Here is a 20,838-nt window from a genome sequence, read left to right as displayed (position 1 = left end):
TTTTATTTTTCTGAAAATTATTCATTTTTCCGTCATAATTTATTCATTAATCATACACTTGTTTAAAGTGAAACCTTAATAAGTGGGGATTTTTCCACCCCATTTATTATTAGCCTTCACCAATCGGGCTTTTATGGGCAGTTGATCTCCCCACCTAAATTCTACGCATTCGCCGAATTTTGAGGTGGAGTCTACTGCCCGTTAAAGCGGGATAATCTCAGTATAGTATATTCTCTCTAACTTACTTCGAGAAAAATGTGTTGTAACTTCATCCGAAAAAAGCTAAAATAAGAATAAGAATTTTCTGAATATTCAAAGAGTAGGTGATTGAATGTCCTTATTGCGCTCACATATATGTAAATTTATAGCCGGTGTTTTGATTATTTTTGTCATAAGTCCTCTTCCAGCATTATTCATTACACATAATTATTCCTACTTAACTGGATTTGTAAGCATTTTCCATAATTTAGTGCAGTCTTCTTCCATTTCAATTCCAACAATTGATTGGATGCATGAACCTATCCTTTTCTCAGCAAATCAGCTTATACATACACAAAATATAATACATACCTCTAACCATTCGTCACCACTGTTCCCCTACATATGGGAAATATATTTTTTATCGATCGTTCGTTTCACATTCACTCTTGTAATCGGTTTCTTTATAAGTCTAGGAATTGGCCATCTATTTTTAAAAGCACCAAACTCATTAAAAAAGTGTAGTTCTTTATTTCGCTGGATACCGTATTCTTTTGGCACTGTGATATTACAATGTTTAGTCCTATTATCACTTCTCTATATCGCGAAATTCATAAAGTTTCCTTTCTTCTCCTCTTTTATCATCGTATGTAGCACTTCTATGATAATCGTTATGCAAGCAATTAAAAAATGGCTACCGTTCTTAAATATTACTAATGAATACGAAATAAAAAATTCATCTTTCCTTGTTGATACGTTATTTATTGCGCTTACTTCTAATCATAAATCTATTTTGAGTTCCATTATTCTTTCATTCGTTTTTATGGAATGTATTTTTCATACAAACGGACTATTACAATTTATCGTCCAATTTGGCGGAAGCGCACCTATAGTTGTCACGATTGGTTTATTACTACTTTATATTCCATATAGCATCTTATCGTTTCTCCAAGCTTTATGGACAACAAACTATCCTAAACAGAACACGTATACTTTAACTAGAAGTATTTCGAAACCATAACATAGAATAACCGTCTACTTAAATTAAAAGTAGACGGTTATTCCTATTATATAGAGGACAAAATAACAGCAAATTAAAAAACTACTATTAAAACCTACCATTATTCACCCATTTTCTTTGACTAATCTTTTCATTTGGATTTATTATAAAAGTATAACATAATTGCAGGAGGTGACATCTTTATTCCAAAGTAGGAATAAAGAACACACTTGGACATATTAAATATTTTTCTCATCTTTATACTTATCCTTATTTCTGGTTTTTTCGTTGCTTCAGAATTCGCTGTCGTAAAAGTACGAAAAAGTCGAATTGACCAGCTTGCTAATGAAGGTAATAAACAAGCATTAGCTGCAAGAAGCGTCTTATCTAATTTAGATGTTTATTTATCTGCTTGTCAGCTCGGTATTACTATCACATCTTTAGGACTTGGTTGGCTTGGTGAACCAACTGTAGAGCATTTATTGCGACCACTATTTGAAAGAATCAATATTACTGGAACAATGGCTAACACGCTATCCTTTATTATTGCTTTTAGTGTGATTACTTTTTTCCATGTTGTATTAGGCGAGTTAGTTCCTAAGTCTTTCGCAATCCAAAAAGCTGAAGCAATCACATTAAAATTTGCAAAACTGCTTATTTTATTTGATAAAATTATGTATCCATTCATTTGGTTACTGAATAGTTCAGCTGTATTTTTCACTAAATTATTAGGTTTAGAACCTGCAAAAGAAAATGAACTTGCTCATTCCGAAGAAGAACTACGACTCATTTTAGGTGAAAGCTATAAAAGCGGCGAAATTAATCAAACCGAATATAAATATGTAAATAATATTTTTGAATTTGATGATCGTGTTGCTAAAGAAATTATGGTACCTAGAACTGAAATGGTTTGTTTATCTACTGAAAATACGTTAGAAGAAAATATGAAAATCGTTGCAACTGAAAAGTATACACGTTATCCTATTATTGAAAAGGATAAAGATGATATTATCGGAATGATAAATACGAAAGAGATTTTTCATAATCAAACAAAAGGCATTTACAAACCACTTGATGCTTACATACATCCTGTTTTAACTGTATTTGAAACAGTTCCCATTCGTAAAACGTTAATACACCTCCAAAAGAACCGCGTACAAATGGCGATTGTTATGGATGAATACGGTGGAACTGCTGGCCTTTTAACTATGGAGGATATTCTTGAAGAAATTATCGGAGAAATTCAAGATGAATTTGACGCAGACGAATCACCAATGATTGAAAAGCGTACTCCTAAGCTTACTGTTTTAGATGGGAAAGTACTCATTTCTGAAGTAAATGATATGTTTGGCCTACATATCGATGAAAGTGATTTAGATACAATTGGTGGTTGGCTTCTCTCTCAATCAATTGATTTAAATATTGAGGCTGGCTATTCAGTTGAATATGATGGTTTTCAATTTAAAGCATTAGAACTTGATGGGCATCAAATTAAAAAGATTGCTGTACATAAATTAGATACTACAAAGGAGTTATAAAGTGACTGTTTTACTAACAATTTGTATCATTGCTTGTTTCATTGTTTCATTTCTTGCCTTTATTTACCCCATTATTCCTGGCATCCTTGCCGTATGGGCTGGCTATTTCATTTATCATTTTGGAATAAATGGCGGAGAGTTAACGACATCTTTTTGGATTATTCAAGTCATTTTTACACTCTTCATTTTCGTTGCTGACTTTATTGCAAATGGATACTTCCTAAAAAAATACGGAAGTACAAAATCGGGCGAACGTGTTGGTATGGTTTCTATCATTGTCGGATCGTTCTTCTTCCCACCATTCGGGCTTATTATCATACCGTTCTTATCTGTATTTATTACGGAACTAATGCATAAAAAGGCGCCAAAAGACGCCCTTTTAGTCGGAATTGCAACTGTAGTCGGTTTTTTAAGTAGTACAGTAGCCAAAGCCATTCTCCAAATCATTATGATTATCATCTTTGTATGCTATATCATTTTTTAGCCATCCCTATTTTGGGATGGTTTTTTAATATGAAATACCTACTCGGCTTTTCTCGTATAAGCTTTTATTACGTAAACTCCATGCAAAATGAGCTGTATCACCAACTGTGATTTTCGATCCATCTGTTGGCAACATATCTTTTTCAGTTCGATATACACCTGTTACATCACCATCTATTAAATGCGTCGGACAAACAACAGTCCAACACAAATTACTGTTATGTAGTGCTTTATAAGCAGCTAAGTGATCTTCCGCAGCTGTTGTCATTTTTCTTTTCGATTCTTTTGATTGGAAACGATATATACTTGGGTTTGTTCGCGCTTGTAAAATACCAGCAGTTCCTATTGTAACAATTTTCTTTATGCCCTCTTCTTCCATTTGCTTTATAATAATCGGTAAACTCTTCTCTAACGTCCCATTCCGATCAGTTCCAAGAGCACTAATTACAATATCACATCCTTTAATCGCTTCCTTTATATCATTTCCGTTTAACACATTTCCCTCTATAATATGTAACCTTTCATGCTCTATTTCTACTTTACTCAAATCACGAACTAATACCGTCACTTCATATGAATCATGTAATGCCAATTTCATAATGTGTGACCCTACTCTACCTGTCGCTCCTAATATACATACTTTCATTTACTTTCTCCTTTTCAATTCTTTCTCTCTATTTTTCCGCAAAACTTACAAATACGCAACAAAAAAGCTCCCTCATATATGTGAGGAAGCTCTATTATCCATTTATTTCTTTTCTTTCGAATCTGAAGACTTATCTGTTCCGCTTGTTTCTTTATCTTTCTTTTCATCTTGCTTTGTTGTTGTGTCATCCTCTTTCTTTTTATCCTCATCTTTACTACAACCTACCATTAATAAAGAACTTGCAAGTGCCATAGCAGTTAATGACTTAACCCATTTGTTCATTTGCGTTTCCTCCCTTTGATAGAATATGTACAATCCCATATTACTCTTTATTTTTAAAGGAAAGATTTAAAAATAGTAAAGATACAGTAAACTTTTGTAAATTTTCGGATAACATAACCAATCTTTAATCCCCCCTCTAATTAGACATAAAAAAACTAAGGCGCCTTTCATTCCACCTTAGCTTTTCACGCGAATTTTTCATTTTCATATACATGTTTAATTTTATATTCCTTCTTCACAACATATTGCCAAACATTATATGCGTAACGATTCATTTTCACAAAACAATTTTCCAGAAAAGAACGAAACTCCGGGTTCGCAACTTCTACTGCCACCTGAGCAAACTTTAATGCCAATCGTTTCAAATGTGTAATATAACAAATAGCAATCCCCATATCCCCTGTATATTCATTATCTGTTTCCCTATCCATTTCTGTAAATTCCGGCCACATTTGTTTACAAGTTATATGCTGTACATTTTCTCCTTCTTGAAAATTTACTTGTTCATTATATGCTTGTAACATATACGGTAAATGATGCTTTAAAATATCCTTTAATTCTTCATCTCGAACCTTGCCCGTGTACTCTCCAACTTTATATATAAGTGTGTAACTATATGTCATCAATTCTTTCATACAATCCATTAAAGCGCCTCCCTTCCTATTTTCCATCTATATACTATAAATATGATGCGATACCATTCGCTATTCTTCCTAGAAACCAATCCCAGCGACTAATTTTCTCAAAATCTTCTTCTGAAAATCGTTTTGACTTATGAAAGTCTTCTTTTAGTCGATTCCAGACATCAGCAACGACTGTCTTATCATATATGACACAGTTTGATTCGTTATTTAAATAAAAGCTTCTATTATCAAAATTCGCTGTACCAATATCGACGATTTCCTCATCAATGATTGTCACTTTCCCATGAAAAAATCCGTTTCGATATTGATAAATCTCCGCCCCAGCATCTAACATATCTTTCAAATGAGGATAGGCAGCTTGTTTTAACAATACGGCATCGCTTTTAAAGGGAACGAGAATTTTCACACGGACACCACGATTTAATGCATCTTTCAGTCCTTTTACCATTTCTTTACTCGGTACAAAATATGGTGTAGCAATAATTAAGGAGTGTTTTGCCTTCTTTAATAGTGCCCCGTACTTCCGCCATAAGCCTTTTCCATTCGAAAATATATATTGATATTTTACATTTCCTTGTACCGGTAACTCTTGATGTATAAGGAATTTCTCTCCCGTATCTTCTTGCCAATCTTCCGCAAACTTCCGTTCCATATCAGTAGCTCCATTCCCTTCGATGCGTACATGATAATCACGCCACGGACCAAATTTAGGATCCTGCCCAAGATATTCCTTTCCGATATTGAAGCCACCAATGTACGAAACTTTCCCATCTATAGTAACAATGCGTCTATGATTACGTTGATGCAAAGAATAAAATAAGTTTTTTAATTTAAGTTTTTTACTAAATGTAAACTTCACGCCTTTTTCTTTTAATTGATTAATTATCTTTTTCTTAAGCTTATATCCGCCAATGCGGTCTACTGACAATTTTACATCTACTCCGCTAGATGCTTTTTTCTCTAATAATTGTAAGAATTCTTTACTTACCTCATCTTTACCTACAATATAAAAATGAATATACACATTCTTTTCTGCACGATTTATATTCTCAAATAAACTTCTATATAACTCATCACCGTTCGTATATAATTGAAAATCCCCTGATCGAATTTTTTCTAATTCATATCCACTAGCCATTTTCTTCCCCATTTCCACATCAACGTTCATCCATATGAATACACCTATAAAACAAATTATTACAATTAAAAAGTGCTTCATGGATACGTTCCTTTCTCTAACTACTGTTATTCCTATATCTTTCCTTTTTTTAAACATTATCATACAAAAAATATGTCATTGCATGATATACGTCCATATCAAACAGGAGCTCATCTGCATATTGTATGTTGTATCTTAAAATAAAAGGAGGAAATAACAATGGGCTTCGCACATGGTAATGGATTTGCGCTACTAGTCGTATTATTTATCCTCTTAATTATCGTCGGTGCTGCTTGCTTCTGCTAAGCAGTTATTGTAATACGATATGGGGATGAAAAAACTATAAAAGCGGACACCTATTTTTAGGTGTCCGCTTTTCATTTCATAAAATCCCCTAGCCCATTACAAAAATAGTACCACTAGGAAAGTATTTTACATCAAAAAGTTAGCAGTGTAGCTACCTTCTTACTCTCCGCCTTACGAATATGACGCTGTTCTGCACGTAACACAGCAATTCGATGCAATTCTTTCTCCTCTTCTGTCTCAGGGATAACACGAGGTACAGGGACTGGATTATTCTCCTTGCTAAGCGCAACAAAAGTAACGAATGAAGTTGCTGCTACACGTTTTTCACCTGAAATTAAATCTTCTGCTACTACTTTCACAAATATCTCCATAGAAGTTCTTCCCGTCCAAATTACGAAAGATTCATAACTAACACAATCTGAAGAACGTACTGGGTATAAGAAATCTACCCAATCCATAGACGCTGTGACACATTCCATTCTCGAGTGTCTCGTTGCTGAAATTGAAGCAACCATATCCATCTCCGCCAATATCTTTCCACCAAATAGCGTGTTATGATCATTTAAATCCGTTGGAAATACTCGACTTGTTTTAAAAACTCTTGATTCATTAGCTGTTTTACCCTTTACTTCAGTCATTGTTATCACCCCTTTAATTATATATCTCTAATATCCAAACATTTACTACATCTCATGAACTACACGTTTAATATTAACAATTTTTAGAACTTTTAGTCCACAAAAAAGAACCGATTTTATCAATCGGCTCCTCTAAATACATATTGTTCTTTCGGCTGTTCAACTTTATTCCATTTCGTTACTTCTAACACTGGAATATTTGCATGGAATGGCTGATAAAATTCAGTTGAAATTTCTCCTTCCACCTGAATCCAATCATCATTTTTCCACTCTACACCTTCTGGTTTTTTAACTAACATACCATATACACCCGAATCCGCAACACAATGTATAATACCGAAACGGAATAAGAAATATTGTTCCTTTTTAGAAGAATCATCTCGGAAAACAAATCCTTTATAAGACAGGGTTTTACCAGTAAATTCACCAGGATAATTATAAATTGTCTCCATACCCTTTAAGAAATCTTCATCTTTTAAAGTGATATTGTCTTTCGTAACAAACTCTTTCTTCCCTTTTTCCATTACACCACGATATCCTTCTTTCCCGTAATAAATACTCGTATCCGGTCTTAAGAATTGTCTTGTCATAAATGGATCTTTACTTTCCGCTTGTGCAACAGGAAAGTGAAACCCCTTCGCCTTAACAATGTCCGAATCTAATGTTGCAATTGGGAAAAATAATCCTGAAATAATCGGAAAACAGAACAGAGTATAAGAAAACGTTCGTTTCCACCATGTATTTTCATCTTTCGAATGATCATGCCCACACTGGCTATGATCACAACTGCAATCATGTTTCTCTTTTTCTTTTTGATGCTCTTTCTGGAAAACGATAATAATTTGTATAATCGTTAAGAAACCTAAAATAATAGCTGCAGTTTTTGATAAATAGGCATACTTCATATTTATATACTTCGTAATGTTACCGGAAATATGAAGCTGACCAATTAAAATTGTGAAACCTAGTAATATATATGCTCGAAACATAACCTACCACCCCATCGCATAAATGAGTAGTGAGCTTGCATAAACAACAAGTGTAACTGTAACCGTCACAACAATTACAAATTTTGTTTTAAATGTCGCAAGCATCATAAACATATTTTTAATATCCACCATCGGTCCATATACGAGGAACGCGACTAGTGACGCTGTTGAAAATGTACTTTGGAACGAAGAAGCAATAAATGCATCTGCCTCTGAACAAAGTGATAAAATAAAAGCAAGTCCCATCATTACAGCTGATGAAGAAAACGGACCTTGTCCAATAGCAAGCAATGTTGAAGTTTGTACAAACGTTTGAACTGCAGCAGCAATTAACGCTCCTAACACTAAGTATTTTCCCATTGAGAAGAATTCCTCAACAGCATGTGTACATACATCCCACATTTTTTTACGTAACGGACGCTTATGATTCACTTCTGGGAAGTGATCATCTCTTAATTGATGTTCTTTAAACATAAATGATAATATAATTCCAACGATAATTGCTACGATAATCGCCACAATAGAACGATACCATACCATGTGCATACTACTTCCAAAAGCAACATATGTTGCAAATAATACAACTGGATTAATAATCGGTCCAGTTAACATAAATGCAATTCCTGCATAGGGTGGAACCCCTTTTCCGATTAATCTTCTTACAATCGGAACAATTCCACATTCACACCCAGGAAACATCATACCTAAAAAAGTAGCTAATAAAACAGACAGAAATCGGTTTTTAGGCATCCATTTTGCCACCATATCTTCTGTCACAAACATTTGAATGAATCCTGAAATAAATACGCCAATTAGCACAAAAGGAAGTGCTTCGATTAATATTGAGATAAAGATTGTATTCATTTGCAGGAATGCTTTCGGTAATTGAAACAATTCCATGATGTATTTCCTCCAACTTTTCATTAACAATATGTAATTTTAACTCCATTTTATTATTTGAACAAGAGTTATATGGAATTCATAACCTTCATACACATTACATTTCAAAAGTTAGATTCTGTTCCAAAATTGAAATTTTATAGCAAAAAAAGCTGCTCTAGCGCAGTTTTATAACTATGCTAGAGCAGCTTTCTTATCATTAAAAGTAACGTTTCTTCCAAAAAACAAATGCTAAAGTGAAAGATAATGTTACACATATTATAAGTACAATTACAAAACCATATGCTTCTCCTTCAAATGGAACCTTTACATTCATTCCAAAGAAACTAGAAACCATCGTTGGTAATGATAAAATGATTGTAATAGAAGTCAACAGTTTCATAACACTATTTAAATTGTTAGAAATAACCGAACTAAATGTATTCATCATTCCACTTAAGATGTGACTATATATTTCCGCCATTTCAATAGCCTGCTTATTTTCAATTAATACATCTTCTAGTAAATCTTGATCGTCTTCATACATTTTCAAAAATGTACTGTTTCGCATTAATTTTTGAATTACAATTTTATTTGCCTTTAATGATGTTGTAAAATAAACTAAACTTTTTTCAAGGCCGAGCAATGTGAAAATTTCTTTATTTTTCATCGACTTATTTAATTGGTGCTCTAAATCGATTGTTTTTCGATTAATTTGCTTTAAGTACCTTAAATAATAAGTAGAAATTGTATATAAGAGCTGAAGTGCGAAGCGCGTCTTTTTAAACGTATAAAATTCTTTAATACGTTGATTAATAAAGCGTTCAAAAATTGGATTTTCTTCTAAGCAAATAGTAACAAAACAATCTGGCATTACAATCATACCTATTGGAATCGTGTCATAAATTGAATTTCCTTCTTCATCATGTCTGACTGTCGGAATATCCACGATAATTAAAGTATTATTGTCTTCCTTTTCAATACGAGAGCGTTCTTCATCATCCAAAGGGTCTTTAATGAAATCTAAGTCTACATTTAAAGTTTGTACTAGATACTGAATTTCTTCTTCTGTTGGATGAAGTACATTAATCCAGCAGCCCTTTTGCATTTCCTCAATCTCTTGTAGTTTTCCGTTTCGGTCTGTTAAATAAATATTTAACATACTATCACCCCGATTCTTTTTACATGTGGGAATCTACCTCACTTAAACAACAGTTTTTGAACCGCTATTTTCAGCATATGAAACAAACGATTAAATTTCAATAGAAAAATTATTTTGAAAACGTTTTTTTAAGAAAAATCTTGTAAACATAGAAAAAGACAGAGTGTTCTCTGCCTTTTAAAAAGCTTATGTTGCCTTTATAACATATTTAGAAAGCATCCACAAGTTAAAGCCGACTGAAATCGTATAGCCAGCGTATGTTGAAATAATAAAACTTACATAATCAAAATACGGTAGCAATACAATATTTAAAACTATCTTCACAGTTATTCCGATTACTAATCCTAGCACTGTTTTCTGTTGTTGATTAATTCCTTGTAACATGGCAGCGGTTACTGTAAATAGTGAGAATAGTATACAAGCAGGAGCATAATACTGCAAAATAATACTGCCCATCTCTGGATCATTTCCAGCACCAAATAAAAGAGTATACACTGGTTTTGCTAAAACCATCATTCCAATCGCCGCCGGTACGGTAATTCCTACCACTAATAAATTTGTCCTTGTAAGGTGTTTATACAGTAGCTTCTCATTTCCCGCTGTATAAGCTTTCGTCATTTCAGGTACAAGGGACATACTAAAAGCCGTTGCAACAGAAACCGGGATAAGTACAACCATCTGAACAAGACCAATTATCGCATTAATCTTTTCAGCTTCTCCTTGTATATATCCTACTTGTATAAGTAGCTTATTAATTGTAAATGTATCAATTGTCTGATATAACGGAATCGCTAAACCAACCACAACAAACGGTATTGAATATGTAAAGAGCTCCTTATATAACGAGAAGAAAGATTTCGTTGTTTGTGGTATACTTGCCATCTCTTTTTTCTTTAAATGTTTTCTCCTTCTTATATAATACGCACTTAAAACACTTAATCCACCTAGTGCTCCCATAAATGCTCCAAACGTTGAAATACCAACTGCCAACGAAACAGAAGCTTTTATGACATATAAAACGACAAAGCTTCCTATCAAAATAGTTAAGACCCGAAAAAATTGCTCTACAACTACACTGAGTGCAGAAGGTCCCATAGATTGAAAACCTTGAAAGAAACCACGTAACAAGCTCATTACAGGAACGAGTAATAACGCAAAACTTACAATTTGAATATTGTAAGTGACCGCCGTTACACTATTCCCCGACTGATCGTTTCCATCGATTACAAGTTCAGCTAAATGCGGCGCTAACATATATAACGTAAAACACGAGATAATCCCCATTAAAAGCATAAAAACAATACCACTCTTTAATACTCTTTTAACCGTATGATAATCATTGAGTTGATCATATTTTGATACCATTTTCGAAACGGCAAGTGGCAATCCCATCGTTGCAATACTAAGCATAATTGTATAAGGACGGTATGCATACGTATATAATACGTACCCACTCGTACCCACCATTGCTGTAAATGGTATAACATATATGAACCCTAACATTTTAGATATCATCGTTGCCATCGTTAAAAATATCGTTCCACGTAAAAACGGTGATCCTTTCATCACATTCCCCCGCTACGCTTTATTATTACACATTATGGACAACTCCTTTTTTTTAGAACCGAAACAATTAAAAAAAAGCCAATGAAAAATCATTGACTTTAATGCGTTGTTTTTCTTTTTTTCAAAAGCTTTAAACCGAAGTAAAGAGCAATAAAGAAAACCGCACCTATAATTATGTAATGTGTGTAATCAGATGCATACTCTTTAATATGTCGCCAATTTCCACCCAGCTTTTCTCCTAAGTATATAAAAAGAATTGACCATGGAATAATCGCTACTACTGTATACAGTGTAAAGAGCTTTAACGGCATCTTAGCTAGTCCTGCAGGAATAGAGATAGCATGACGTACAACTGGGATAAAACGTGCAGAAAATATCACTCCAGCTCCATAACGCTTAAACCAATTTTCTGCTATGTCTAAATGATGTTTATTAATAAGCAGATATTTCCCAAACCTCTCAACAACCGGACGCCCTCCGTAGTATCCAAGCCAGTATAAAAAGATTTGCGCTAAAGTACCACCGATTGTTCCGGCAATAACAGCACCGACAAAACTAATTTTCCCTTCTGCCACTAAAAATCCAGCATACGAAAGTACAATCTCACTTGGGATAATTTCAATCATTAAACCTAGTGCTACTCCAAAGTATCCTAGACTTGCAAAGAATTGCAATAACTGATCTATTATATTCGCTAACATATTCTTTTCTATCTCCTTTTTTCTTCACATACCCTCCCATTATCACATAAAGATTGCCATCTGCCAATATAATCATGTGAATCTCTTCACCTAACTCATAGACTTTAAAGAAGACTACACTAGACTCTTTTTTGTTACAAGAATATGTACAACCCTTCATCAATATACCCTAAAAGGATACTTGATTCATTTAATTAATCAAGTATCTTTTCCTTATTTCGATCCTTCATAAACGCAAACATTTCTTTAATCTGCCATTCGGTATTTCTAGCGATTGATAAATCAGGTATTTCATTTTCACTAAAAAAATCTATATCTTCTGTTTCAATACTTAGTTTCTTTTCTCCACCAACAATCTCACAACCTATAAAAATCTTATATATATGGGTTGCTGATGGGGACGGTTGATGTTTTTCTTTATCAAATATTGCTAGTAGCCTAAAATGATCTACTTTATAACCTGTCTCTTCTAATACTTCTTTTACTGCGACTTCTGTTGGCGTATAACCAATATCGGCCCATCCACCTGGCAATGCCCATTTTCCATCACTTTTTTCTTTCACAAATAATAATTTTTCATTCTGAAAAATAACTGCCCGTATATCAACTTTAGGTGTTTGATAGCCTGTCTCACTTGCAAATAAATTCTCTACTACTTCCCAATCTGTTTTTGTGTAATGTGACATCATCGCAATTGAAATGTCTCGTAATTGTTGGAAACGCTCTAGATCATACACATCTTTGGAGTACGTTAAACCTGCTTGTGCTAATGATTGTATTTGTTTTACCCAATCAATCCATTTAACCGTCATATCTACACAACTCCATTCTCTATTATATTCATACTATTTCACTTTTTATCGATACTTCTTTATTATACAAAAAAGAGATTGATAATGTTTCAATCTCTTCAAAATTAATCCAATTCATGTAAGTGGTCTTGTATATACTTCCTTTTTTTATTTATATATTCACAAATCATATCAGCCTCTTGGTCAAATGTTTCGATTTTTTCTTTCATATATGGATCTTGTATTAAATATGGACGAATCGATTCACACATTTCTTCTACTTTCGGCCTCATAAAAGAAATTGTAAATTTCTCTTCTAATATTTCTTCTAAAATACTTCGATATTGTTTTCGAATTACAGGTATATCTAACAATCTTGCACTTAACGTGTTGTATCCTTGAATACGAATATACTCATGATTAAGTGGTCTCCCTTGTACATCGCGCCCCCAAGTCGCATCATAATCCCACGGTATGACTTCAAATAAATTTGTTTCATCGTTATGATATAGTGCATAGTTATGAACAAAACCGTCAAAATTTTGTGTAAAAATAACTCCAGCTAACCACCGTAAATATTTATCTACATTTAGAAACTTCCCAATTTCTTTTTCATAATCTTCCCTCGACAAAGTATTCGCTTGAAATACAAATTCACTCAGTTGTTCTTCACTATTTTCATTCGAATATTTAAATTCATACCCTGCAAAGAGCTCTGTCTTAACATCTTTATCTCGCTCACTCATTAAAGAAAAGTTCGCATCATCATCGATCGCATAATAAATAGAACCACTCGGTAATCCTCTACTTTTTAAAAAGTTTTCATCAACTGATTCTAACTGTAAATATACCCCTTGAGTTTGACCATTAATTTTTATAAATACATGTTGTGAATTTGGTGAAAGTACACCAATATCATGAAAGAAATCTAGAGATAATTTATTTCGTATGCGAGACGGATCCATAAACTCAGAATTTAAATGAAATTCTTTCGCACCTTGAAATTTTTTCGGTTTATAAAACATAACATGATAAGATTTTTTCTCAAATTCACGAATATGAGCACCACGGTAGACAATATCAATGTCATACTTCTTTTTTCCATAAGTTAATTTTGCTGGCACTGGACTATCTGACCAAATGTCTTTTTTCAATTCCACTAAGTACATTGGATGAACAAAAAAATCATATGAAGGCAGCATGTTTTCTCATCCCTTCTCAGTTCTCTTCATTCAATGTATGCACCACGCCTTGTCCATACATCCGCTATCATCCATTTATATAAAATTACACTCTTGTCCTGTTCAGAAAGAAACCGTATCTCATATCATGTTAAGGAAAAAGAATACCTTTTCAATTTAATACACCATAAGGAGGATTTCTATGAAACGTGATATTAGAAAAGCTGTTGAAGAAATCAAAAGTGCAGGGATGGAGGATTTCTTATATCAAGATCCAAGTAATTTTGAGTGCGATGATGATAAATTCTCTCATCATAAATGTACAATAGGGCGTAAATGTACAAAAGGGCGTAAATGTACAACAGGACGTAAACGTACAACAGGGCGTAAATGTACAACAGGGCGTAAATGTACAACAGGGCGTAAATGTACAACAGGGCGTAAATGTACAACAGGGCGTAAATGTACAACAGGGCGTAAATGTACAACAGGGCGTAAATGTACAACAGGGCGTAAATGTACAACAGGGCGTAAATGTACAACAGGGCGTAAATGTACAACAGGGCGTAAATGTACAACAGGGCGTAAATGTACAACAGGGCGTAAATGTACAACAGGGCGTAAATGTACAACAGGGCGTAAATGTACAACAGGGCGTAAATGTACAACAGGGCGTAAATGTACAACAGGGCGTAAATGTACAACAGGGCGTAAATGTACAACAGGGCGTAAATGGAATGATTGCAAAGATAGCGGACACAAGTCCTCTTCTTGCAAAAATAAAAAATTCGATCACTTCTGGTATAAAAAGCGTAATTGCTAGTTTTTTATACCCACCAAAAAAGACCGCATTGCGGCCTTTTTTACGTTTACTGAAAATAGCTTATATCTGCAAATTGTTTTACTTTACCAAGATTTTCATCAAATTCAATCACACTAAGACTCGCGCTGTGCATGAATGGATCATCCCATACATTTGCAATTTCAATACCCGCAAAATGTCCTACAAGTAATTTCGCCGCTGCCGCATGAGAAACAATTAATATATTTTCTCCTTTATGCTTTTCTAATAGAAGCTGTATCCCTTTAATAACTCTTTTATAAACAGACCCAAAATTTTCTCCTGATGTTGACTGAAAAAGATGTGGCTCATTCCAAAATAAATGTACTTCTTCTGGATATTGCTTTTCTATATCCGCGATTGTTTGTCCTTCCCATATACCCATATTAATTTCATAGAAGTGCTCATCCTCTATAATAGGTATATTACGTTCACCTTTTATTAACTCCGCAGTATGAAGGGTCCTTTCACTCGGACTACTATAGATCGCATGAATCGATAAATCTTTCATTCGATCCCCTAATTGTTTCGCTTGTAACATACCATTTTCAGTTAAAGCTGAATTTTTCCGTCCTTGCATTCGTTTCGCTACATTCCATTCCGTTTCACCATGCCTTGTTACATAGACAGTTGTTTTCATTTCTTATTCCCCCTCACCATTTTGGTCGTAATTCCCACGGTTCTACTCTCCCTACAATCCATTCCGCTCGTTTACTTTCAATCCCTTTTATAACCCCATCCGCTATCTCTTCATTGGTAAGCCATCTTCCGTATGTACCTTCTAACATAAAACCTAATATAATTCTGTGATAATTACATTGTGTACCACCTATTTTCGATGCGGTCATACGCGATGCTTTACTGCCCAAAATATGAAATAAACTATATGTTTCAGACGACAAATCTAGTTCTTTACAGATGTTTGATAGCGCATGCTTGGCACTTGAGTGTACCCATGCGACAACTAATGTTATTGGACCATTTTTCTCAATCGTACTTTTAATAGCTAACTTTACATCGTCATCATTATGATAATCTAACGAAAGGCATGTAATATTTTCTGGTGCAGAACTCATTCGCTTAACACTTTCTAATTTCACTTCATCTCTCCCAATAATAGAAACATGAAACCCTTGATCACAAAGCCACATAGAAACTTTCTTTAGCATTCCTGTTCCACCAATTACAAGTACATGCAACTGCTTCCCCCCCCCCTTAGTAAAATGTCATATGAGGTTTCTCTTCCCTATAATAATTTAGACGATCTTGCAATGTCCCTGAATGAAACTCAAATTTATGACCATCTGGATCTAGAAAATATATAGATTCACAATCTCTCACATCCCGTTCTCTTCCTTGTAAAATATGAACTTCCTTTTCTTCTAATCGCTGCAGTAGGCGTTCAAAGTCTTCTTGTTCAACAGAAAATGCAATGTGCGTATAAGATTGATGAATCTCATTTCTCGGAATATGTGCCTCTTCATTAAGCGCTATCCATACTCCGCATATGTTAAAATACGCTAGTTTTCTCCCTTTAACTAATAACTCTCCTTCTAGTACTTTTTCGTAAAATATAATAGATTTTTCTAAATCTGAAACTGAAAAACAAAGATGATTGATTCCCCTTAACAACTATAGCTCCTCCTTATACAATAAAAGATGAGTGAAAATTCACTCATCTTTTATTGTACTATTTTTTTGTAATATACGCCCATTTATAACTAAAGTCCCCACCAAACGTATGATTTGCAATACCTTTTACAAACGGCTTCTCTAAATAAGCTGTACTTTGCTGGTACGCAGGTGAGATTGCAGCATCTTGACCAATCAAGATTTTTTCAGCTTCTGCAAGTGCTTTCCAGCGTGCTGCGTCATCTTTTAATAGTTCTCCTTTTGATTTCGCTACTAAATCATCATACTTCGGATTAGAATAGGCCATTTCGTTAAATGAGCTTCCTGTAATGAACATATCAATATAAGTCATTGGATCTGGATAGTCTGGGCTCCATGCAGATAACGAGAATTCATATTGTAACTTCTTCTCTAAATCTAATTTTTGTTTGTATGGTTGTTGTTTTAAATTCACCTTTAGACCCGGTAAATTTTTCTCTAACTCTTCTTTAATAAAATCGCCCACTTTTTTACGGCTACCGTTATCATCATTTAGGAATTCCACTGTTATTGTATCTTGACCAAGTTCTTTCTTTGCTTCTTCCCATAATTTTTTTGCTTTCGCTGCATTATCTTTACTATCACGGAAATTTTTATTTACAGAGCGGAAGTCTTTTCCATCTGGCCCTGTCGTAAATTTTTCAGGGACTAAGAAATATGCTGGTAATGAGCCATCATTTAAAATAACATTTGCAATTCCCTTTTTATCATATGCCAAATCAATTGCTTCACGAACTTTTTGGTTTTTAAATATTTCATTTTGTTGATTAAAGCGCAAGAAATACATACGTGGATCTAGCTTCGTTTTAAATTCACCTGGCTTACTCTTTTTATATTTGTCAACAAATTCAGAACTTAGAATAACTCGATCTGCTTGATCACTATCGTATAGATTTACTCCTGTACTCGTTTCCTTCACAACACTTACATTAATTTCTTCTAACTTTACAGTATCTTTATCCCAGTAATTAGGGTTTTTCTTTAACTGATAACTTTGTTCATGTTTCCATTCGCTCATTGTAAATGGTCCATTGTACAATAGTTTATCTGCTTCTAATGCGTATTTATCCCCTTGTTCTTTCACATATTTTTCATTTAAAGGGAAAAATGTTGGGAATGAAGTAAGCTCAAGGAAATACGGTGCTGGTTGTTCTAATTCTACTACTAACGTTTTATCATCCTTCGCTTTAACTCCTAATTGATCTAACGGTAATTCTCCCTTATTTACTTTCTGTGCATTTTTCACATCGAATAAAATAAATGCATACTCAGCAGCAGTTGCTTTATCTAATGCGCGTTGCCAAGCATATACAAAGTCTTGTGCTCGAACTGGATCTCCGTTAGACCACTTTGCATCTCGTAATTCAAATGTATATGTTGTTTTATTTTCACTAATTTTCACATCTTTTGCCATACCTGGCGTTGGCTTATTATCCTTATCTAAACGATATAACCCTTCCATTGCATTTACAAAGGCCCGGAATGATACAGAGTCTGTTGACTTTGATGTATCCATTGAAGGAATTTCTGCTGTTTCTAATAAATTTAATACTTGCTTATCCGCTACTCCCTTACCTGCTTCTTTCTTCGTTGTAGATGCCTTCTCCCCATTTCCGCAACCTGCAACTAATACACTAGTCGATAATGCGACTACAGCAATCGTTGTTACCTTTCTCTTCATTCTTCCTTCCCCCAATCTATATGTATAAATGAAAGCCAGTATAATATATATTATTATACAAAAGATTCAGATTATTTCAAATATTATTTTTCACAAATAAAAAAGAAGCAGATAGAGAGTTCTTTCCATCCGCTTCTTTTTCTATCATTTTTACTTGCAATCCATCCTCTATTTCAAACGGATTTTGAACCTTGAATATTTCTTCCATCATCTTCAAAAACTCTTCTTCATTTTTAGATTCACCATTAATCGTAAGGGAGTATGGCTCAATTTCACTCAATTTATAATCAACAATAAATTGAATTGTAACTTTTTGTCTTGGCATCCCTGGGCTGTATCCTTGAAATTCTACTAATTCCATACCTTCCGAACCACGATAATATATCCACCCTGAATTTTGAAAATAGCTTTCAAACGATTCACCAATCGAAAAGAACGGATATTCATAAAGCGAACTTGTACGTACTTTTTGTATAATATCTCGATCAGTCGGAAAAAAGAAATGACTGAAAAAAATACTAGCAACTGCTAAAATAGTAACGATTGTCGCTCCCATTCTACTTGTTCCGCCACTATCACGAATGAGATAATTTTCAACCGATTCATCTTTAATTCCCCGTGCTTTTATTCTATATATACGCCTTTCTGCAAATTGATAATATAATCCATTCGCAAAAATCCCCATCCCAAATAGTATAAAAACGAGTAATAAAAACGTGAGAGGCACCATATTAATGATTGGCAATGCTACGTTGAACCCCATATAATAAGAAAATGCATCACATGCTACTAATAACAGTATAAATAAAGCAGCAGGTAAATAATACTTACGATACCCTAGCCAACCTACATTGAAAATAGTAGCCCATCCATTCCAACTCCACCTAGCAATTCGCTTATTTTCAAGATCCCATTTTCTTTTGTAATATGGATATTGTCTCCCTACATATACTTCTAATTCTTTATCTATTAGCGAGCTTTCTTCACCTTGTTCATTGTGCAAGTTTCGTTGACAATTTGCACAATTCAACTGATTACTCACGCAAGGTTGCCCACAATTTATACATTCCAAAACAATCCCTCTTTCCTTCCACACTTCATTTCAAAATACCTTCGTGTTTTAACAACCACTCTTTCCTCCATAAACCACCCGCATACCCTACAAGCTTTCCACTCTTTCCTATTATGCGGTGACACGGAACAATAATTGAAATGGGATTACGACTATTTGCTCCTCCTATCGCTCGTACAGCTTTCGTATTTCCAACCTTCTCTGCAATATCTAGATATGAAGCACTTACGCCGTACGGAATAGTATAGAGCGCATCCCATACATTTTTTTGAAATGCTGTTCCCTCAGCAGACAGCGGGATTGTAAACTCTTTTCTTTTTCCTTTAAAATATTCATCTAACTCATTTATACATTGTTCTATCATTTCATTTGTATTTTCTTCTTGTCGCTCATCAACAAATATAACAGACGTAATTCCTTCTTGATTCGCTGTAATTTCCAGCAAACCTAGTTCACTTTCATAATAAGCCTGGTACATATGTTATCCTCCCATCCAGTTCATATTAGTCATTGTAACACGAATAGACAAAATTTTTCGTATAGGCGTTTTATTAGTAAAGCAAAAAAGTGAATGATACAATGTAAGAAAATTCGGTTCTGGTGCAAAAAGATGATAAATAAAAAAGAATCAAGGATTCCTAACGGAATCACCTGTTAAGCAGTTAATCCAAACAGCTGGTTGATAAAAATATTCTGATTTTTGACAGACTGGTCCTGCAAATCAATTTGTTTTTTTTTGACCATATGCATGGCTTCAACACCACTCAATATAGAGGCTGATGTTTTGTATGATTTAAATCCCAACATAGAGCGTATACGTTTTTTAATAAAACGATGATCTTGTTCTACTATGTTATTTAAATATTTTATCCTTCGGATTTTGGTGCCTGTTGGTATGCTTTTTTCTTTCTTCAACTGTTCGATAGCAATTGGATAAACAGGGTTCTTATCAACCGTGATGATACGAGGTTTTGAGACATGAAAAGACCGCAAGGCTTTCTTGAAGAATCGCTTTGCAGCCTTATGATTTCTAGATTTACTCAAATAAAAGTCAATCGTATTTCCTTCAGAATCAACAGCACGATATAAATACATCCATTGTCTTTTTACTTTTATATATGTTTCGTCCACTCTCCATGAGTTATTCGTTTGTTTGAGATAACGTCGAATTCGTTTATCAAACTCCGGTCCATATTGATGTACCCATCGCATAATAGTTGTATGAGCCAGGAATAACCCTCGTTCCTCCATCATTTCCACCAAATCACGAAAGCTTAAGTTGTACCGTAGGTACCAACGTACAGTTAACAAGATGATGTCTGGTTGATAATGTTTCCACTTAAATAAATTCTCCTTTTCCATACTGATCACACACCTTTTATAGAGTAGTACTATCAGTATTTCCAAGTT

The 20,838-nt window shown here is 34.1% G+C and carries 24 protein-coding genes; 5 read left to right on the top strand and 19 right to left on the bottom strand.

Going from position 1 to position 20,838, the window contains the following annotated elements:
* Positions 1–331 precede the first annotated feature (331 nt).
* The 3 genes from MHB76_RS10010 (at position 332) to MHB76_RS10000 (ending at position 3,220) form a co-directional block, all read left to right on the top strand.
* Positions 332–1,219 carry a hypothetical protein gene (locus MHB76_RS10010; protein ID WP_002158150.1) on the top strand — a complete coding sequence of 296 codons (888 nt, stop codon included), beginning with the start codon at positions 332–334 and terminating at the stop codon, positions 1,217–1,219.
* A 209-nt stretch (positions 1,220–1,428) separates the two neighbouring features.
* Positions 1,429–2,736 carry a hemolysin family protein gene (locus MHB76_RS10005; RefSeq protein WP_078173785.1) on the top strand — a complete coding sequence of 436 codons (1,308 nt, stop codon included), beginning with the start codon at positions 1,429–1,431 and terminating at the stop codon, positions 2,734–2,736.
* A 1-nt stretch (position 2,737) separates the two neighbouring features.
* Complete coding sequence (locus MHB76_RS10000) at positions 2,738–3,220, top strand: DUF456 domain-containing protein (RefSeq protein ID WP_000217328.1); 483 nt, start codon at positions 2,738–2,740, stop codon at positions 3,218–3,220.
* A 24-nt stretch (positions 3,221–3,244) separates the two neighbouring features.
* On the opposite strand, the gene MHB76_RS09995 is transcribed toward MHB76_RS10000, so the two are convergent.
* The 4 genes from MHB76_RS09995 to cls all read right to left on the bottom strand — a co-directional run bounded on the left by MHB76_RS09995 (position 3,245) and on the right by cls (position 6,010).
* Positions 3,245–3,865, bottom strand: coding sequence for an NAD(P)-dependent oxidoreductase (locus MHB76_RS09995; RefSeq protein WP_016104625.1), 621 nt, complete (start codon positions 3,863–3,865; stop codon positions 3,245–3,247).
* Positions 3,866–3,967: 102 nt separating this feature from the next.
* Positions 3,968–4,147 carry a hypothetical protein gene (locus MHB76_RS09990; protein ID WP_002148549.1) on the bottom strand — a complete coding sequence of 60 codons (180 nt, stop codon included), beginning with the start codon at positions 4,145–4,147 and terminating at the stop codon, positions 3,968–3,970.
* A 185-nt stretch (positions 4,148–4,332) separates the two neighbouring features.
* Positions 4,333–4,791, bottom strand: a complete 459-nt coding sequence (locus MHB76_RS09985; protein WP_016104624.1) for a spore coat protein — start codon at positions 4,789–4,791, stop codon at positions 4,333–4,335.
* A 34-nt stretch (positions 4,792–4,825) separates the two neighbouring features.
* Positions 4,826–6,010 (bottom strand): cardiolipin synthase, encoded by a 1,185-nt coding sequence (gene cls / locus MHB76_RS09980; RefSeq protein WP_016104623.1) that lies wholly within the window; start codon positions 6,008–6,010, stop codon positions 4,826–4,828.
* A 159-nt stretch (positions 6,011–6,169) separates the two neighbouring features.
* Between cls and MHB76_RS09975 the strand changes: the two genes are divergently transcribed.
* A complete protein-coding gene (locus MHB76_RS09975) occupies positions 6,170–6,256 on the top strand; it encodes a YjcZ family sporulation protein (protein ID WP_000505094.1) in 87 nt (28 codons plus the stop codon).
* 131 nt (positions 6,257–6,387) lie between these two features.
* On the opposite strand, the gene MHB76_RS09970 is transcribed toward MHB76_RS09975, so the two are convergent.
* The 8 genes from MHB76_RS09970 to cotH all read right to left on the bottom strand — a co-directional run bounded on the left by MHB76_RS09970 (position 6,388) and on the right by cotH (position 14,184).
* Positions 6,388–6,894, bottom strand: a complete 507-nt coding sequence (locus tag MHB76_RS09970; protein WP_002200764.1) for an acyl-CoA thioesterase — start codon at positions 6,892–6,894, stop codon at positions 6,388–6,390.
* Positions 6,895–7,013: 119 nt separating this feature from the next.
* On the bottom strand, positions 7,014–7,883 hold the full coding sequence (locus tag MHB76_RS09965) for a TIGR03943 family putative permease subunit (protein ID WP_002158156.1): 870 nt from the start codon (positions 7,881–7,883) through the stop codon (positions 7,014–7,016).
* 3 nt (positions 7,884–7,886) lie between these two features.
* The gene (locus MHB76_RS09960; RefSeq protein WP_002118586.1) at positions 7,887–8,783 is read right to left on the bottom strand and encodes a permease; all 897 of its coding nucleotides are present in this window, start codon (positions 8,781–8,783) and stop codon (positions 7,887–7,889) included.
* A 199-nt stretch (positions 8,784–8,982) separates the two neighbouring features.
* Positions 8,983–9,924, bottom strand: a complete 942-nt coding sequence (locus MHB76_RS09955; RefSeq protein ID WP_002148556.1) for a magnesium transporter CorA family protein — start codon at positions 9,922–9,924, stop codon at positions 8,983–8,985.
* Positions 9,925–10,110: 186 nt separating this feature from the next.
* Positions 10,111–11,490 carry a putative polysaccharide biosynthesis protein gene (locus MHB76_RS09950; RefSeq protein ID WP_078173786.1) on the bottom strand — a complete coding sequence of 460 codons (1,380 nt, stop codon included), beginning with the start codon at positions 11,488–11,490 and terminating at the stop codon, positions 10,111–10,113.
* A gap of 98 nt (positions 11,491–11,588) precedes the next feature.
* Positions 11,589–12,191, bottom strand: coding sequence for a DedA family protein (locus MHB76_RS09945; protein WP_016104621.1), 603 nt, complete (start codon positions 12,189–12,191; stop codon positions 11,589–11,591).
* A 194-nt stretch (positions 12,192–12,385) separates the two neighbouring features.
* The gene (locus MHB76_RS09940) at positions 12,386–13,003 is read right to left on the bottom strand and encodes an NUDIX hydrolase N-terminal domain-containing protein (RefSeq protein WP_078173787.1); all 618 of its coding nucleotides are present in this window, start codon (positions 13,001–13,003) and stop codon (positions 12,386–12,388) included.
* Positions 13,004–13,107: 104 nt separating this feature from the next.
* A complete protein-coding gene (gene cotH, locus MHB76_RS09935; RefSeq protein ID WP_078173788.1) occupies positions 13,108–14,184 on the bottom strand; it encodes a spore coat protein CotH in 1,077 nt (358 codons plus the stop codon).
* A gap of 181 nt (positions 14,185–14,365) precedes the next feature.
* Between cotH and MHB76_RS09930 the strand changes: the two genes are divergently transcribed.
* The gene (locus MHB76_RS09930; protein WP_340986339.1) at positions 14,366–14,986 is read left to right on the top strand and encodes a CotG/ExsB N-terminal domain-containing protein; all 621 of its coding nucleotides are present in this window, start codon (positions 14,366–14,368) and stop codon (positions 14,984–14,986) included.
* 46 nt (positions 14,987–15,032) lie between these two features.
* Here MHB76_RS09930 and MHB76_RS09925 read toward each other — a convergent pair whose 3' ends face one another.
* The 7 genes from MHB76_RS09925 to MHB76_RS09895 all read right to left on the bottom strand — a co-directional run bounded on the left by MHB76_RS09925 (position 15,033) and on the right by MHB76_RS09895 (position 20,790).
* Entirely contained in the window at positions 15,033–15,644 is a 612-nt protein-coding gene (locus MHB76_RS09925; protein ID WP_002158163.1) for a phosphoserine phosphatase 1, read from the bottom strand.
* A 13-nt stretch (positions 15,645–15,657) separates the two neighbouring features.
* Positions 15,658–16,203: a short-chain dehydrogenase gene (locus MHB76_RS09920; protein WP_078173790.1), complete on the bottom strand. Its 546-nt coding sequence runs from the start codon at positions 16,201–16,203 to the stop codon at positions 15,658–15,660.
* Between the two features lie 16 nt (positions 16,204–16,219).
* Positions 16,220–16,636: a FosBx1 family fosfomycin resistance bacillithiol transferase gene (gene fosB, locus MHB76_RS09915; protein ID WP_002158165.1), complete on the bottom strand. Its 417-nt coding sequence runs from the start codon at positions 16,634–16,636 to the stop codon at positions 16,220–16,222.
* Between the two features lie 58 nt (positions 16,637–16,694).
* Complete coding sequence (locus MHB76_RS09910) at positions 16,695–18,356, bottom strand: peptide ABC transporter substrate-binding protein (protein WP_078173791.1); 1,662 nt, start codon at positions 18,354–18,356, stop codon at positions 16,695–16,697.
* Between the two features lie 76 nt (positions 18,357–18,432).
* Positions 18,433–19,428 (bottom strand): DUF2628 domain-containing protein, encoded by a 996-nt coding sequence (locus MHB76_RS09905; protein WP_002158167.1) that lies wholly within the window; start codon positions 19,426–19,428, stop codon positions 18,433–18,435.
* Between the two features lie 25 nt (positions 19,429–19,453).
* Positions 19,454–19,906, bottom strand: coding sequence for a methylated-DNA--[protein]-cysteine S-methyltransferase (locus MHB76_RS09900; RefSeq protein ID WP_002158168.1), 453 nt, complete (start codon positions 19,904–19,906; stop codon positions 19,454–19,456).
* Positions 19,907–20,082: 176 nt separating this feature from the next.
* A complete protein-coding gene (locus MHB76_RS09895) occupies positions 20,083–20,790 on the bottom strand; it encodes an IS6 family transposase (protein ID WP_002158169.1) in 708 nt (235 codons plus the stop codon).
* Positions 20,791–20,838 lie beyond the last annotated feature (48 nt).

The organism is Bacillus sp. FSL M7-1345, from assembly GCF_038006985.1.
Lineage (GTDB): Bacteria > Bacillota > Bacilli > Bacillales > Bacillaceae_G > Bacillus_A > Bacillus_A cereus_U.
The sequence above is the reverse complement of the archived record's forward strand: the minus strand, read 5'-3'. Positions and strand labels throughout refer to the sequence as shown.

Bases quoted from the DNA above. Each gene is read 5' to 3' on its own strand.
- MHB76_RS09900 (WP_002158168.1), bottom strand. From the start codon at position 19,906: ATGTACCAGGCTTATTATGAAAGTGAACTAGGTTTGCTGGAAATTACA.
- cotH (WP_078173788.1), bottom strand. From the start codon at position 14,184: ATGCTGCCTTCATATGATTTTTTTGTTCATCCAATGTACTTAGTGGAA.
- MHB76_RS09965 (WP_002158156.1), bottom strand. From the start codon at position 7,883: ATGTTTCGAGCATATATATTACTAGGTTTCACAATTTTAATTGGTCAG.
- MHB76_RS09910 (WP_078173791.1), bottom strand. From the start codon at position 18,356: ATGAAGAGAAAGGTAACAACGATTGCTGTAGTCGCATTATCGACTAGT.
- MHB76_RS09925 (WP_002158163.1), bottom strand. From the start codon at position 15,644: ATGAAAACAACTGTCTATGTAACAAGGCATGGTGAAACGGAATGGAAT.
- MHB76_RS09995 (WP_016104625.1), bottom strand. From the start codon at position 3,865: ATGAAAGTATGTATATTAGGAGCGACAGGTAGAGTAGGGTCACACATT.
- MHB76_RS09955 (WP_002148556.1), bottom strand. From the start codon at position 9,924: ATGTTAAATATTTATTTAACAGACCGAAACGGAAAACTACAAGAGATT.
- MHB76_RS09930 (WP_340986339.1), top strand. From the start codon at position 14,366: ATGAAACGTGATATTAGAAAAGCTGTTGAAGAAATCAAAAGTGCAGGG.
- MHB76_RS09945 (WP_016104621.1), bottom strand. From the start codon at position 12,191: ATGTTAGCGAATATAATAGATCAGTTATTGCAATTCTTTGCAAGTCTA.
- MHB76_RS09975 (WP_000505094.1), top strand. From the start codon at position 6,170: ATGGGCTTCGCACATGGTAATGGATTTGCGCTACTAGTCGTATTATTT.
- MHB76_RS09895 (WP_002158169.1), bottom strand. From the start codon at position 20,790: ATGGAAAAGGAGAATTTATTTAAGTGGAAACATTATCAACCAGACATC.
- MHB76_RS09970 (WP_002200764.1), bottom strand. From the start codon at position 6,894: ATGACTGAAGTAAAGGGTAAAACAGCTAATGAATCAAGAGTTTTTAAA.
- cls (WP_016104623.1), bottom strand. From the start codon at position 6,010: ATGAAGCACTTTTTAATTGTAATAATTTGTTTTATAGGTGTATTCATA.
- MHB76_RS10010 (WP_002158150.1), top strand. From the start codon at position 332: ATGTCCTTATTGCGCTCACATATATGTAAATTTATAGCCGGTGTTTTG.
- MHB76_RS09985 (WP_016104624.1), bottom strand. From the start codon at position 4,791: ATGGATTGTATGAAAGAATTGATGACATATAGTTACACACTTATATAT.
- MHB76_RS09960 (WP_002118586.1), bottom strand. From the start codon at position 8,783: ATGGAATTGTTTCAATTACCGAAAGCATTCCTGCAAATGAATACAATC.
- MHB76_RS09950 (WP_078173786.1), bottom strand. From the start codon at position 11,490: ATGAAAGGATCACCGTTTTTACGTGGAACGATATTTTTAACGATGGCA.
- MHB76_RS09990 (WP_002148549.1), bottom strand. From the start codon at position 4,147: ATGAACAAATGGGTTAAGTCATTAACTGCTATGGCACTTGCAAGTTCT.
- MHB76_RS09940 (WP_078173787.1), bottom strand. From the start codon at position 13,003: ATGACGGTTAAATGGATTGATTGGGTAAAACAAATACAATCATTAGCA.